At 40.7% G+C, this 15,921-nt stretch carries 11 protein-coding genes and 2 pseudogenes; all 13 read left to right on the top strand.

The window, feature by feature from the left end:
- Nucleotides 1–358: 358 nt before the first annotated feature.
- The 13 genes and pseudogenes from H7F20_RS13425 (at nt 359) to H7F20_RS13365 (ending at nt 15,791) form a co-directional block, all read left to right on the top strand.
- Complete coding sequence (locus tag H7F20_RS13425; RefSeq protein ID WP_185786680.1) at nt 359–1,381, top strand: NAD-dependent epimerase; 1,023 nt, start codon at nt 359–361, stop codon at nt 1,379–1,381.
- 99 nt (nt 1,382–1,480) lie between these two features.
- A pseudogene (locus H7F20_RS13420) lies at nt 1,481–2,494 on the top strand (SDR family oxidoreductase).
- Nucleotides 2,495–2,519: 25 nt separating this feature from the next.
- A pseudogene (locus tag H7F20_RS13415) lies at nt 2,520–3,775 on the top strand (nucleotide sugar dehydrogenase).
- Between the two features lie 400 nt (nt 3,776–4,175).
- Nucleotides 4,176–5,807 carry a hypothetical protein gene (locus H7F20_RS13410; RefSeq protein WP_185786679.1) on the top strand — a complete coding sequence of 544 codons (1,632 nt, stop codon included), beginning with the start codon at nt 4,176–4,178 and terminating at the stop codon, nt 5,805–5,807.
- 439 nt (nt 5,808–6,246) lie between these two features.
- On the top strand, nt 6,247–7,011 hold the full coding sequence (locus tag H7F20_RS13405) for a Stf0 family sulfotransferase (RefSeq protein ID WP_185786678.1): 765 nt from the start codon (nt 6,247–6,249) through the stop codon (nt 7,009–7,011).
- 72 nt (nt 7,012–7,083) lie between these two features.
- Nucleotides 7,084–8,190: a glycosyltransferase family 4 protein gene (locus H7F20_RS13400; RefSeq protein ID WP_185786677.1), complete on the top strand. Its 1,107-nt coding sequence runs from the start codon at nt 7,084–7,086 to the stop codon at nt 8,188–8,190.
- A 21-nt stretch (nt 8,191–8,211) separates the two neighbouring features.
- Complete coding sequence (murJ, locus tag H7F20_RS13395) at nt 8,212–9,549, top strand: murein biosynthesis integral membrane protein MurJ (protein WP_185786676.1); 1,338 nt, start codon at nt 8,212–8,214, stop codon at nt 9,547–9,549.
- 11 nt (nt 9,550–9,560) lie between these two features.
- Nucleotides 9,561–10,715 carry an O-antigen ligase gene (locus H7F20_RS13390; RefSeq protein WP_185786675.1) on the top strand — a complete coding sequence of 385 codons (1,155 nt, stop codon included), beginning with the start codon at nt 9,561–9,563 and terminating at the stop codon, nt 10,713–10,715.
- Nucleotides 10,690–11,631, top strand: coding sequence for an ATP-grasp fold amidoligase family protein (locus tag H7F20_RS13385; protein WP_185786674.1), 942 nt, complete (start codon nt 10,690–10,692; stop codon nt 11,629–11,631). Before H7F20_RS13390 ends, H7F20_RS13385 begins: the two co-directional genes overlap by 26 nt.
- A 19-nt stretch (nt 11,632–11,650) precedes the next feature.
- Nucleotides 11,651–12,733, top strand: coding sequence for a glycosyltransferase family 4 protein (locus tag H7F20_RS13380; RefSeq protein ID WP_185786673.1), 1,083 nt, complete (start codon nt 11,651–11,653; stop codon nt 12,731–12,733).
- Between the two features lie 90 nt (nt 12,734–12,823).
- Nucleotides 12,824–13,912 carry a glycosyltransferase gene (locus H7F20_RS13375; RefSeq protein WP_185786672.1) on the top strand — a complete coding sequence of 363 codons (1,089 nt, stop codon included), beginning with the start codon at nt 12,824–12,826 and terminating at the stop codon, nt 13,910–13,912.
- Complete coding sequence (locus H7F20_RS13370; RefSeq protein ID WP_185786671.1) at nt 13,905–15,029, top strand: glycosyltransferase family 4 protein; 1,125 nt, start codon at nt 13,905–13,907, stop codon at nt 15,027–15,029. Before H7F20_RS13375 ends, H7F20_RS13370 begins: the two co-directional genes overlap by 8 nt.
- Nucleotides 15,030–15,179: 150 nt before the next feature.
- Nucleotides 15,180–15,791, top strand: a complete 612-nt coding sequence (locus H7F20_RS13365) for a sugar transferase (RefSeq protein ID WP_185786670.1) — start codon at nt 15,180–15,182, stop codon at nt 15,789–15,791.
- The last annotated feature ends 130 nt before the right edge of the window (nt 15,792–15,921 follow it).

The raw sequence follows: 15,921 nt of genomic DNA, 5'->3' as shown, positions 1-15,921 counted from the left end.
CAAATTTGAGTTCGAACCCAAGATTTGGCAACTATTCGCCCAAATCTTTTAAACTCTCGATTAACTGTTTCCACGATGGTTTTTAAACTGCTGTTACCGGGGGATCGGACCTTATTCCCTCATCATTGGTTTTTTTGATAATTGATTATTTAGGAATAACTTGAAACATCTGCCCCGCAGGCACAGCCATTTTAGAAACACGCGTAAAATTCGCTAATTAAGATACGAAATTAGGCCCCGGGAAGGGGTGATTTATTCACTTTATCGAGAGTTTTTCCACAATTGAATAAAATAAAAGGCCATTCCGGATTATTTAACGGAATTTCGCTGCTGATTTGAATACATATAAACCACGTCCATGAAGATTTTGGTTACCGGTGCTGCCGGATTTATCGGATTTTATGTAAGTAAGGCCTTGCTGGAACGAGGACACCAGGTGGTCGGGCTGGATAATATCAACGACTATTACGATCCCGATCTGAAGTTTGCCCGCCTTGACGAACTGGGCATCGACAGGGACGATGCCGAAAATTTCGGAATGCATTGTAGCAGCGCAACTTTTGAGGCATTCAATTTTATTCGCTTGAACCTGGAAGACCGGGAGAATTTGCGCCAGCTCTTTAAGGATACACAGTTCGACGTGGTCTGCCACCTCGCAGCCCAGGCAGGTGTCCGATACAGCCTGGAAAATCCGGAAGCCTACATTGACAGTAATATCGTGGGCTTTTTAAATATCCTGGAGAATTGCCGGCACTTTGGAATCAAACACCTGGTCTATGCGAGTAGTTCGAGCGTTTACGGGACCAATTCCAAGGTGCCCTTTGAAACGACGGATCGTGTCGACCACCCTATCAGCCTGTATGCCGCCTCCAAGAAGAGCAACGAACTAATGGCATTCACCTATAGCCACCTTTATGGGTTCCCGACTACCGGCCTGCGGTTTTTCACGGTTTATGGACCCTGGGGACGACCCGACATGGCGCTTTTCCTGTTTACCGACGCCATTGTCAATGACCGCCCGATCAAAGTCTTCAACCACGGAAAGATGGAACGGGACTTCACCTATATTGACGATATAACCGAAGGAGTGGTCCGCGTGGTGGAGACGCCCTTTGGGAAACGACAGGAAAAAGCCGACCGCTACCGGGTTTACAATATCGGCAACAACCGGAGCGAAAAGCTGCTGGATTTCATCCAGGCGATCGAAAACAGCCTCGGGAAAAAGGCTTCCCGGCAGATGCTGCCCATGCAGCCAGGGGATGTGGAACGGACCTGGGCGGATGTCAATGATTTGATCCGGGATTACGATTACCGGCCCAATACTCCCATTAAAGAGGGTGTTGAACGGTTTGTTTCGTGGTATCGGTCATACTACAAATAGCTTCACGGATTTGCTCTTCCAATTACTAGCCACCTCACCAGATTTCCTACCTTTGTAATACTCTTTTCTACACATTTTTGAACATCAATAGACGTTTTGATGGATTTTACATACCTGAGACTCAACAGTGATCTCAAAATTCTCGTTTCCGGAGGTGCTGGTTTTATAGGAAGCAACTTGTGCCAGGCCTTGCTGGCAAATGGTAACCATGTTCGCTGCCTGGATAATTTTGCAACCGGTAAAAAAGCGAATATAGAACCCTTTCTGGGGCTCGAATCTTTTGAGTTCATGGAGGGAGATATCCGGGAACTGGAGGTTTGCCAACAGGCTTGCTCAGGCATGGACTTCGTTTTGCACCAGGCAGCCCTTGGTTCTGTGCCGCGATCAATCAAAGACCCGATTACCAGCAATGAAGTGAACGTAAACGGCTTTCTCAATATGCTGGTGGCCTCAAGAGATCAGCAGATTCGGCGCTTCATTTATGCCGCAAGTTCTTCCACTTATGGGGATTCCAAGGAATTGCCCAAAGTTGAAGAGCACATCGGTAAACCGCTCTCACCCTATGCGATCACCAAGTATGTCAATTAATTATACGCGGATATCTTTTCCAAAACCTATGGACTGGAGACTATCGGACTACGCTATTTTAACGTGTTCGGCCGCAGACAAGATCCGAATGGCGCGTATGCGGCCGTAATACCCAAGTTCGTGATGCAACTCATGAACCACGAATCACCCACCATCAATGGTAAAGGGGACTATTCCAGGGATTTTACCTACATCGACAATGTGGTGGAAATGAATTTGAGAAGTATCATTGTGAGTACCCAGGAGGCACTAAATTCCGTTTACAATGTAGCTTACGGTGATCGAACCAGTCTGGCTGAGTTGTATTTTCTGTTGCGGGAATTCCTTTCTGAGTACGACCCGGCAATTGGTGCCATAGAACCTGTATACGGGCCTGAGCGGCTTGGGGACATCCCGCATTCGCTGGCATCGATTGACAAAGCAAGGAACCTACTGGGTTATGACCCTCAATTCGATATTCGATCCGGCCTCCTGGAAGCCGTCAAATGGTACTGGGAAAATTTGGAGCGGCAACCAAGCGCTTAAGTAAAATGTTAAAAATAAATCACTTATGAAAATTGGCATCATCGGATTGGGATCTGTTGGACTACCCCTCGCCAGATTGCTGGCAACCAAATATCACGTTGTCGGATTTGATATTAACAGCGAGCGAATAACTGAATTACAAAAAGGGCATGATAGCACCCTTGAGGTAGAAGAAGCTCTCCTGAAGGCAGTACTGAAGGATAACCGGGAATTCGAAACGGGCCTCTATTGTACGGACAATCTCGATGCTCTCGAGGATTGCACATTTTATATCGTAACAGTCCCAACACCAGTGGACAGTACCAATCGACCGATCCTTATCCCCCTGTTCAAGGCAAGCGAAACCGTTGGCCGTGTTTTAAAGGAAGGTGATATTGTAGTTTATGAAAGTACCGTATATCCGGGACTGACTGAAGAAGAATGTGTCCCCATTTTGGAAAGAACGAGCGGCTTGACATTTAACCGTGACTTCTATGTGGGTTATTCACCCGAACGAATCAACCCGGGTGATAAAAAACATACGGTGGAAAAAATATTAAAGGTAACGTCCGGTTCCACCCCGGAAGCTGCGAGAAAAATAGACGAAGTCTATGCTTCCGTAATTGAGGCAGGCACCTATCTCGCCCCAAGTATCAAAGTGGCCGAAGCAGCCAAGGTAATTGAGAACTCTCAGAGGGACATCAACATTGCTTTTGTCAATGAATTGGCTAAAATCTTCAATCTCATGGATATTGACACCAATGAAGTATTAAAAGCTGCTGGAACAAAATGGAATTTTCTTCCCTTCAAACCTGGCCTTGTGGCGGTCATTGTATTGGGGTGGATCCTTATTATCTGGCGCAAAAGGCCCAGCAGTACGGATACCACCCGGAGATTATCCTGGCCGGCCGCCGGATGAATGATACCATGGGTGGATACGTGGCTTCCGAGGTTGTAAAACTCATGGTTCAGAAGGATATCAAAATTAAGGGAAGTAAAATCCTTGTGCTGGGGATTACCTTCAAGGAAAATTGCCCGGATGTGAGGAACACAAAGGCCATAAACGTTGTTCGAAACCTCGAAAGCTATGGCGCCAATGTCACCGTATACGATCCCTGGGCCTCCGAGCAAGAGGTAAAACATGAATATGGATTGGAACTCGAATCTCAACCACCGCAAGGGAGGTTTGATGCGGTTGTGCTAACAGTTGCACACGAAAGCTTTCTTTCGATGGATCTGGTCAAGCTTCAGAAGGAGCCTAATGGCGTTCTGTACGATGTAAAAAGCGTTCTGTCCATCTAAACCGATGGTAGACTTTAAATTCCCACAGCAGTCGAAGATTTAAATCACCGATTTCTAAGCCCATTTAAAATGCCGGACTTATTCCGGCATTTTGCTTTACAAAAACGATCCGATTATTAATGGAGGTTTCATTAAAAGGCATTCGGGTACTTGCGGGTAGATCAAAATAATCCAGCTCAAAATAGCATCAAATCTTAATAAGCTGTTAAAAAAAAATGCCGTTTATCGAATAACTTCATTTCTAAAATCCAAACTTCCCCTAGTCACGTAAGCAGTTAAGTTTGTGTCAAATAGTGCACTTCATCGAATAAATTCTTGTTTTTATCGATGATTCCAACAATTTAAATATTTTTACTAAACCCAAATTGGTTTACCTAAGAAACTTAACCCTAAATTGCGCATGAAATACCGAATCCCCACTTCACCCCGCATGATTGTGCTATGTTTTTTCATAACCCTCCTGATCGGCTGTAGTAAAGATTCCGATCTGCTTTACGACTATGTTGTTGATAATGGATCCTCTTCTGTAGATAAAAAGAAGAATGATGATTCTGTTGAGAATGAGACACAGAATTCGGAAACGACTTCTTCGGAACCCGTTCCAGATTCAAATCCCGAATCTTTCAAACAGTCAAACGGACCCTTAAAAGCATTTCCTTCAGCATTTGGCGGTGGTTCTATTGCGTCAGGTGGCCGTGGTAAGGCCTTGGCGATTATAACTTCACTTAATAAAAATGAGCCTTTGGAATATCATCCGTCTTCTGGTGCTAACGATGAATATTATACCGGAGGGTTTTATGAAGCGCTTCGAAATGATCAGGTCGGTTATATTGTTTTCAATGTCTCTGGAAATATTGACCTTGGCAAAGGTGGAGTAACTTCCGAATTTGGCTTTGATGGAATTACTGAAATTAACAACAAGACCGTTTTTGGTCAGTCAGCCCCAAGAGGTGGTATCACCCTGACCGGTGGAACATTTCGTTTAAATGGAAGGTATGGTGACAACCAAAATCTAATAATAAGGTATCTCAGAAGTCGGCCTATTTATAACAGAGATGGGGTTTTGGATACCTCTGACGATGCTTTTACTTGGGCCTTTCTTTTTTACGGAGGTAAGAATCTGATTATGGACCATTGCTCAGCTTCGTTTGCCCAAGACAAGGCAATGGGTGCTTTTATTCGGTCTCAACATGTTCCCGCGTATCCCATGACTAATTTCACATTCAGCAACAATCTCATAGCGGATTCAGGTACAGGATCTTATACCGAAATAAACCCTAACCAAGATGGCTCCCCAGAAAAATATGTTGATTTAATTTCTTGGATTAACAATGTTTCTGTTTCGGTTAATCGAACCCCGAATATGGCATTTGATGGTAGAGGGGAAAAAATCAATAACATAATTCATGATACCCCAAGCAAACAGACTTCAGTCTATCATGACATATTGGTTAATGAGATTGGGAATTATTACAGCGGGTCCTCATCTAGGAATAAGGTGAGAGAAGATATTGATAGTAATCCACGTATATATACTTCAAATAACTATTTCGAGGGTCTTTATAGCGGTTCTGAAGGAAATAACGCTGGAATCTGGACTCTTCGAGATGAGATTACTATGGCCCCTTCTTCTTATTTTATGAGTTCTCCAACAAATGGATTCCCTAATCCTGCTGCGCCCAAAAGTCCTCAGAATGCATTTCAGGACTTGGTGATACTAGGAGATGTAGGAGCATATAAATATTTGGATGATTTTGGTAAAGTTCAGATTTATAGAGATGAGTTTGACAGCAACCAACTTAGCATTGTTCGGAATAATCAAAATTATGATCAAGGAAATGCCTCAAAATGGATTCTTCCTGAAATTCCACATAATAGCAGACCAGCTGATTTTGACACTGATAACGATGGAATGTCAGATGCATGGGAGATAATTCATTTTGGCTCATTGAATGAAAGTTATCGGGGAGATTTTGACGGTGATGGTTATGAAAATATTGAAGAATACATGAACCAAGTGGATTTCGAATAGGGTAAGGGTTATACAACTCTTAATGTGTTTAAAATTCCTTTGTGATTATATTATCCAGTAAGAAACATTCGTTATCTCCTCTTGCCGCCACCCATATCATTCCTTAGACAAAGAGTCGGTTGACTCGGCCGGTACATATTCTAACTGACTTTGCAGCTTTCTTATCTTTCTTTCCGTCCCTAAGATTTCTTAGGACAATCCCCTTATATGTTGCTTCATACCTTAGGGCTTAATTAGTCTTAAGATGCCAACCCATTTTTTAAATCGATCATAATTCAAAAATGGTTTCCAGTAACTGGTCTAATTTTGAAGCAGTATATCAAATTAAATACCGTTTGCTTAAATAGCGATTGATATTTGTGTTAAGTAAAAACCGAATTTCACCTGTTATAGGTATTCAATTGCTTTTTATACTTTCAATTAACTACACTTTTCAAAAATGAGTGAGAACAAATCAAAAAAGCCTCTTAAATTCTTGGTTTTAACGACTCAACGTACCGGATCCACATGGCTGATCGACCGATTAAATCACCAAAGTGAAGTAGAAGGGCATGAAGAATTATTTTATGCAAAAAAAAGGATTTCTCCGGCCATGGCAGGTTGCGATGAATATCCAAGATTTGTAGATAAGTATGAACGTATCGGAATTACCAGGCCAATTAAGGTGTTCTCATATTTGAACGGTCTTTATAAACGAAGTGGGACAGTTGGCTTTAAATTAATGTATTCTCAACTTAAGGCATTTCCTGAAATCCTCGCTTATATAAATATCCGTCCTTTACGGATTATTCATTTAGTGAGAAAAAATCATTTGGACGTAATCATTTCTTCTGAAGCAGCCAAAAGCACAGGACTTTTCCATGTTTCTGCTCATGAAGGTAAAACAGAAAAAGTTCAACTTAACCTTAATACTGATACATTGATAAGCAGTATCCGTAGACTTGAAAAGAATGTTAAGAAAGCCAAAATCATATTGAGGTTAAACCCCTGTCCGGTTCTGGAAGTCGCATATGAAGATCTTCGAAGGAATGACGAGGAATTTAATAAAGTATGCCGATTCCTGGGAGTTTGCACCAATGACCTAAATCTGGAATCAAATTTGAAAAAACGTATTAGTAAAAAGCAATCAGAAGTAGTTTCAAATTACACTGAAGTAGCAGAAATACTCTTAAATGCCGGATATGAAAGTCTGCTTACCGGTTAAATAAAAACAATGTTTTTAAGACTGCATTTCAAAACAATACATTTGAATGCCTAATAGCAAACGGAAACTGCAATGTCAAATGAAAAAATCGCCTTTCTCTTACCTTCTCTTGGCTCAGGTGGAGCAGAAAGAGTTGTAACGATATTGGCGAATGAATTGGTGAAAGAACGTCCAGTTACTATTATAACATATTCAACAGGCAATCCATATTATCAATTAAGTCCGGAAATAAAACTTTTTCACTGCACGGACAGCATTAATCCTAGTAGCTCCCTTTTAGAAGCAATAAAAACAAACATTAAGATTCTAAAAGCATTGGTAAACATACTCAAAGAACAAAAAATAAATCTGATTATCGGGTTTTTGACTAGCGCGAATGTTTTATCGATAATCGCAGCAAAAATCTGTTCGATAAAAGCAATTATATCTATTAGAAATAATCCTGACAAAGACCGACCCACTAAGTTTTGGTCAATTTTAACCCGACTTACTTATCCGTTCGCTAATCACGTCACTGTCCAGACATCACCAATAAAAAAAATTCTATCCAACTACGTAAGCAACAACAAAATTTCGATTTTACCCAATCCACTAAATCCTGATTTTGCAAATAAGAGAAATAAAGATACCCCGAAACAGAAAATCATTCTTTCGGTAGGTCGTTTTACTGATCAAAAAAATCATGAAATGTTAATACGGTCATTCGGCAAAATCCCAATTGGGGATTGGAGGTTAATTATTGTAGGTGATGGAGAAAAACGTATTGAATATGAGCAACTTATAAAAGAACTTAAACTGCAGAATAGTGTAGATTTACCTGGAAGAAAGAAGGATATTTACGAATATTATAATTCTGCATCCATCTTCGCCTTCAGCTCAATATTTGAAGGCTTTCCTAATGCACTTTTGGAGGCCATGTATTTCGGTTTACCATGTATTTCCACGAATTGCCCTACCGGGCCTTCTGAGCTCATTTCGAATGAAGTAAATGGCTTCCTTGTCGATGTTAATGACACTGAAGCTTTTTCTGTCGGACTTCAGAAATTGATAGATAGTCCTGATTTGAGAAGTGAGTTTGGAAATAACGCCTCTAAATCTGTTGAAAAGTATGAGCTGCGAAAAATTATTCAAAACTGGAATAGCCTCATTAATGATTGCCTTGTTAAAAATTACATTTAAAAAATCTTAAGTGTTTTATTCTTGAAAAAATTCATTACAGACCTTTATGCCTCATTTTCCAAAAACGCGGTTATTGGGAATGTTTTGGTGGTTGGAAGCATCACCATATTAGTGAAAGCTATTGGATTTTATAAAGAAACACTTGTTGCTTCAAATTTTGGACTATCAATAATACTAGATACATATTTCATTGCTTTTTTGATCCCCGGTTTAATTCAAAGCATTTTTATACAATCCTTCAATAGCGTCTTTATACCAAACTATATAGCAGAAATTAGAACCGGGAATAACATAGGTCCTTTTCAGACAACAGGCTTTTTGATTACGGGACTAATTTCAATTTTCTTCATGATAATTGCGGTAATCTTTTCGGACATTTATGTTGAATTCTTCTTTCCGGGTCATGATGCTTCCTATTATCAGTTGATTAAACGACAGTTTTATTGGCTAGCTCCTTGTGTGCTCTTTTGGGGGTTTTCAGCACTACTCGCAGGACTGTTGAATATCAAATCAGAATTCAAGCTTTCTACATTCCAAGGTATATTTATGCCTATTTCAATTATTATATGCATACTTTTTTTTAGAAATATCCTGGGTGAATTAACATTGGCGATAAGCAGCCTTATCGGATCCTTTCTCGCGTTTATTTATTTGGTTATCGTCTGTAAACGACTTGGTGTTTTCCAACTTACACCGCAAATATCTCGTAATGCAAATGCCGTGATTATGCTGAAGCAAGTTCCGATTAAAATGACTTCGAGCATCTTTGCAGGTCTTCACAGAATTGTAGATCAATATTTTGCCGCACAATTATTTATTGGATCAATAGCTGCGATTAATTATGCCGAAAAAATCCCCGCATTTGTTCTTGGTATTGTGGCAATTGCCTTGGGAAACGTTTTTCTGCCACGTTTTTCAAAAATGGTTCTACACAATAGAACAAAGGCATTCAGTGAACTGTTCAGACTTTTAAAAATAGGATTTGTTGGAGGTGCCATTATTGCCATTATTGGAATAATTTCGTCTAATTTCGTTATACGTCTTTTATTCGAGCGTGGAGAATTCACTGGACAAGACACATTGGTCGTATCTAAAATTCAACAAATTTTTCTCATATACATTCCATTTAGAATAATAGGAGTCTTTCTAGTGAATTTTCTTACTAGTATCAACAAAAACAGTTACATGGCGATTGTGAGCTTTCTAAGTATTGTCATAAACCTTATTTTGAATTTCATGTTAATTGACTCATATGGTGTGATTGGTATCGCCATATCTTCGACAGTAGCCGTGATCTTTCGAAATGTAATTCTATTCTTTTTTACTTTAAAACAGTATAGAGCCCCACTACCTTCTTAGACCTTCGAAGAATGTTTCAAATTTTAAAATATGCTATTCTATTTTTATTGCTCTGCAATATTCCATCTTATTCTTTGGCATATTTCGGAAGCGGTCTTGGCTCATTAACCAGCTATTTATCTACTCTCCTCTTATTAGCCTACTTCATATTAGCAAAAGAAAAGCACCGCCCACTATTGCCTTTTATTTTGCTGGGGTTAACCTATTTCATTTTGAGTGGCTTGAACTTTCAACTAGTGGATCCTAAAAACTATTTTTTGAAAGAGTTTCTCCGATTTATGGTCCTTGTGATTTGCGGAACTGAGGTTTTTTACCGTTCAGGCACACGGGATATTTATTTGATTTTACTTTTAGGTGCTCTTAGTATCGTTCTTAATGCGATTTTCTTCCCTTATGCGAATGCAAATTTCAATGCTTCATATGGAAGGTTTTCTGGATTTTACCTGAATCCAAATACTGCTGGAGTTATTTGTCTAATCGGTTACGCTCTCTCCTACAGATTTGCCGGGTACTGGAAATATTTAGGTATACTAATATTTACATTGGCTGGGATTCTCACATTTTCAAGGACATTCATCGTAATATGGCTTTTAATTACCGCTTTTTCCATTATTAAGAATAAAAGAAACGTTATTCTTCCTGGTATTGGCGTTCTTTTGATTCTATTGGTTATCAGCTTTTCAGATAAGCTAGTTTTGAATACAGAACGGTTTAATGCCTTAGAAGGAATATTCACCCAATCAAATGTCAGTGCTGATGTTATACGCGAAGATTCCAGAACGGATACTTGGTCGATCTATTATGATCAAATTTTTGAAAAGCCGTTTTTAGGTCACGGGTTCCTTAGTTTCCAGTTGAAAGGCCCTGGTTTACCGGGGGTACATAATTCCTATTTGATGATTATTGGAGAGTCAGGAATTATTCCCTTTCTTATAATGGTTGGAATATATGCTTTTCTAATAATCAGAAGTGTGAAGATCTTTAATTTGAGGCAAGAGTATTTCTTTTTATCAATGGTTCTTATCCTCGCATTGATGGCAAGTCACACATATTTTAGCAATTTTTATATCGTATCCATTTCAATGTTCGTTTACATTAAGGTGAATGAAATTTATGCTAAAGCAAACCAAATCGACATGCATGAAAAATCTAAAAATTTCCTTTAGGGGATATTATACAAACACATTATTGGGCAGGAAATTGGATGCCTTATATAAGTTTTATAGATGGAGGCTTTTACCAGAGGTTTATTATGTCCGCCAAAAGTATAAACGGATTTTTGGGGTATACCCAGACTTAAAATGTCCTAAGTCATTAAATGAAAAAATCTTATGGTTAAAACTAAACGATAGAACACCCTTACATACCCTTTGCGCAGATAAATTTGCTGTAAGAGAATATGTTAGAGATACTATTGGGGAAAAATATCTAATCCCTCTACTCTATACCACACATGATCCCAGGGATATAGTACCCGAAAATATTCCAAATGAACCTTCGGTTATAAAAACAAATCACGATAGTAGCGGTGTGATTTTTGTTCGGGACAAAAAGGAAGTAGACTGGAAAGAAATTCAAAAAAAATTAAATCGACGCATTAAGTCGAATTATTATTGGCGTTCAAAGGAATGGCAATACAAAAATATCATTCCCCGAATATTAGTAGAAAAATTACTGGAGGATGAAAATAAAAATAACCCGTTTGATTACAAATTCCATTGTTTCAATGGAACTTTGAGAATGATTCAAGTTGATATGAACCGAGGAACAAGTTCGCACAGAAGAAATTGGTATTCTCCAAAATGGAAGCGGGAACCTTATAAATGGACCTCTCCGCTTGGAAACAACAATTTTACAGATCCTTCCAAGGAGGATATCGAACCACCAAAGAATTTTGATCAAATGGTAGCGTTATCCCAAAATCTGGCTAAGCCATTTAAATATGTCCGGGTTGACTGGTATAATTTAAATGGTCGTCTTTATTTTGGAGAGTTAACTTTTCATCATGATGGCGGTTATCGACCAATCGAACCATATGAATGGGATTTAAAATTAGGCGCTGAATTAAATCTCGGCCTATAGTTTTAGTTAAACCTTAAATATGAGTAAACCCCTTAAAATCGATTTTTTAGTTGGACGAATGAACTCAGGAGGGGCCCAGCGGGTGATCGCCAACCTTTCAAATTACCTGGTCGAAACAGGCTATGAGGTCCGAATTATCACGTTTATGGGTGAAGATGCCTATAATTTAGATGAGCGTGTACAAAGACTGCGTTTTCATTCCAGAAAATATTATCGAACTGTTATTCTAACTTGTTTTGCGACGCTACTTAGATTTTATTCGAAGAAAAAAAACAGACCGGATATAATAAGCGCCCATATAGGTGATATGGGGTTACCTAGTATACCCATTGCAAAACTATATGGCATTAAGATTATTGTTTCAGAACATTCCAATCACTTATTCCAAAAGAGTTTTCTCATAAGAAAGGTGTTATGGAACCATTTGTATAAGAAAGCAGATGCTATAACCGTACTGACAAATTATGATCTTCCCTACTTCTCAAAAAGGAGCAATAGAGTTGTGGTAATGGAAAACCCTTTGTCTTTCTCGATTTCAGAACGACCTAATATTCAGCGTGATCCAGTTATTTTGGCAGTTGGCAGTTTGAACAGGTATATAGATAAAGGGTTTGATAGTCTTTTACGAATAGCTTCTGAAGTATTACCCAAATTTCCAACTTGGAAGTTAAAGTTTATAGGTGAAGGTAAATATGGGGAAGAAAAACTCCAGGCCCTTGCTAAAGAATTGGGTATCGATCAACAAGTTGAATTTTTGGGATTCCGTTCAGATGTACAAGTTTTAATGAGAAGTTCTGAAATATTTATACTTACATCAAAATATGAAGGCCTTCCCATGGTTCTTTTGGAAGCTCTATCCCAAAGAATGGCATGTATTTCATATGACTGTATAACAGGACCCTCAGAGATCATTGATAATAACACTAATGGATTTCTAATTGAGGACCAGAATATGGACGAAATGGCTAATAAGCTAAAAAAGCTAATTGAAAACGAATCCCTTAGATCAAAATTTCAAAAAAATGCCCCTGAAGTGCTGGAAAAATATAAGCTTGCTTCTGTTGGAAATAAGTGGATTCAATTGATAAACGACGTTGTGTGATAACCAACTGAATTTGTTATTTCTCAACTTTCTAAGTTCTCACGTTGAATAATTTTGGTTGACACCTCCTTTTTGAAATAAAAATATTTAATGCCCAAAGTCCTACAAGTCATAAATACGCTAACTGCCGGAGGCGCAGAAAAGTTGTTGGTAGATATGGTAATGGAAATGCACCAACAGGGGTTATCCGTAGACATAGTCATTTTGCACAGTGCTAAATCTCCTTTCCTAGATAAAATTGAGAAAATACCGGAAATCAATATCATTGAGCCAAAGAAAAAATGGAGTCTGTACAACCCCAGGCATATCCTCAGTCTATCCAAATTATTCAGGAACTACAATGTGATACACGTCCATCTCTTTCCAAGCCTTTACTTTGCATCGATCGCCAAACAATTTGGAGGTAAAACAAAAAAATTCATATTCACTGAGCACAACGTCAGCAATCGTCGACGGAATAACCTGATTTTCAAATTTCTTGACCGATTAATTTACAAATCCTACGATCGGATTATAACTATCTCAGAATCATCACATGCGGCACTAGTTGAACATCTTGGAAACGGGTTCGAGAACATAGAAACCATTCTAAACGGAATCCGCCTAAGGGATATTCATGAGGCTTTGCCCGCAGACCGATCTAAACTTGGTGTATCGGATAGTTCCTTTCTATTAATTCAAGTAGCTAGCTTTACAACTCAAAAAGACCAGGCGACTTTAATTCGAGCCATGGCTGAGCTGGATAAATCTTTTGAGGTGGTTTTTGTGGGTGATGGCCCAACTAGGAAAGAACAAGAAAATCTTGCAACTAAATTGGGGCTGGCAGATCGAATTCATTTTCTCGGTATTCGAAAAGATGTACCCGGACTTCTAAAGGCTGCAGATGCGGTGGTCCTTTCTTCACATTATGAAGGACTCTCATTATCTAGTGTCGAAGGTCTGGCATCAGGCAAGCCTTTTCTGGCTTCGGACGTTCCAGGACTCACCGAAGTTGTGAAAGGATATGGAATCCTTTTTCAAGATGGCAATTTTAACGAATTGGCTTCAGAACTCAGAAAACTTAGATCTGACACCATTTATTACAACGAAGTTGCTGCAGAATGCCTGAAACGGGCTGAAAATTACAATGTCTCGGATATGGCTAGAAATTATATAAAACTTTACAGGAACAATGCCTAAAATCCTCATCCTAGCCTCTGCAGCCCGCTCCCTGCTCAACTTCAGGGGCGATTTTATCCGGAGCCTGATCGATAACGGTTACCAGGTCTTTGCGGCTGCCCCGGAAATGGTCCCGGAGACTGCCGAACTCCTTCAGAAATTAGGGGCGACTCCTCTACCCCTGAAACTTGCACGAACCGGGATAAACCCCTTCAGGGACCTGGGCACCATCTGGCATATCCGGCGGATTATCCGCAAATACGAGATCGACATGCTGTTCCCTTATACCATCAAACCCGTGATCTACGGCTCCATGGCCGCCCGGACACTTAATATCCCGGTGGTTTCCATGATTACCGGCCTGGGCTTTACCTTTGGCGAGAGCAATTCCAGGGCCCGGATGCTGCAACAGGTCACCCAGGTGCTCTATAAATGGGGGTTGAGTCGGAACCGCGTAGTGATTTTCCAAAACCGGGACGACCGCGACCTTTTCCTTCAAAAGGGTCTTATAGGCCCGGGACGGAAAACCGCGCTGGTCAATGGTTCCGGTGTGAACCTCGATGGATATCCCTTCCGGAAGCGGGAATCGGACGGAAGCCGCGTTGTCTTTGTTTTAGTGGCAAGGCTGATCCGCGAGAAAGGCGTGGATATCTTTATGGAGGCTGCCGAATCCTTAAAACAGAATTACCCCGGGGCCGAATTCCACATCATCGGGCAACCTGATGGATCAATGTCTTCCATTAGCGCAACTGTTTTACAGGACTACCACGACCGGGGGATCATCGTCTATCATGGCTTCCAGCGCAACGTGCCGGAATTGCTCTATGATTCCGACGTATTTGTGCTTCCCACCTTTTACCGGGAAGGCGTCCCGCGCTCAATCCTGGAGGCCCTTTCCATCGGCATGCCCATCATAACAACGGATACCCCTGGGTGTCGGGAAACTATTGTCCCAAACAAGAATGGCATATTGATTCCACCCAAAGACCAGGAGGCGCTTTATGAGGCCATGAAATCCATTCTGGACCATCCGGAAAGGATCGGGCCAATGGGGCTGGCCAGCCGGAAACTTGCCGAGGAAAAGTTCGACGTCCGCCTGATCAATAAGGAACTCATCCGGCTTATTGGTGAGGCTTGAATTCCGGGGTTTAACCGGAATTTATGGGGATGCCGCCCCGTTATCCGGTATCGCAAACGAATTTTTACCTCGTTCATCTAATATTGTACCGAATCATCCAGGAACCGGTTACTTTTGAAAGGGTTTTCCAGGAAACTCTAAACCAAAGCCATGTATCGATTGTTTGTCAAACGTTTATTGGATTTTATCGCCGCCCTGCTGGGATTTGTGGTCCTGTTGCCCCTCATACTGGCCCTTGTCATCATCCTATATTTTGCGAATGACGGGAAGCCGTTTTTCTATCAGACCCGACCCGGGAAGGACGAAAAGCTCTTTAAGATCATTAAGTTCAAGACGATGAACGACCGGAGGGATGCGGAAGGCAACCTCCTGCCAGATATGCAGCGCATCACGAACGTCGGCCGGTTTGTTCGCAAAGCCTCCCTGGATGAGCTGCTGCAATTGATCAACGTTATCAAAGGGGATATGTCGGTAGTAGGCCCGCGCCCCCTGCTGGTAGAGTACCTGCCACTATACAACGCGGAACAGGCCAGGCGGCATCAGGTGAAGCCGGGCATTACGGGATGGGCACAGGTCAATGGTCGGAATGCCATCAGTTGGGAGGAGAAATTTGCCCTGGACGTTTGGTATGTGGACAATTTAAGTTTTGCAACCGACCTGAAGATTCTGGGACTAACTATTAAAAAGGTCTTCCGGCAGGAAGGCATCTCCGCCAGCGAGAAAGATACGATGCAGCGGTTTACGGGAAGCCCCAGGGCTTGATTACCTTTTCAACCCACCATCCAGCATACCAGCAAGGCCTATCAGGCATGCCCGGAGCTCCTTTGATCGATTTTAGTTTCATTATATAGCGAAAAATATTACCTCCTGAATTAAATATGTAGCTTTGAAG

Source organism: Robiginitalea sp. SC105, from assembly GCF_014243345.1.
Taxonomy (GTDB): Bacteria; Bacteroidota; Bacteroidia; order Flavobacteriales; family Flavobacteriaceae; genus Robiginitalea.
Note: the sequence above shows the minus strand (reverse complement) of the source record. Positions and strands in the feature narration are given on the sequence as shown.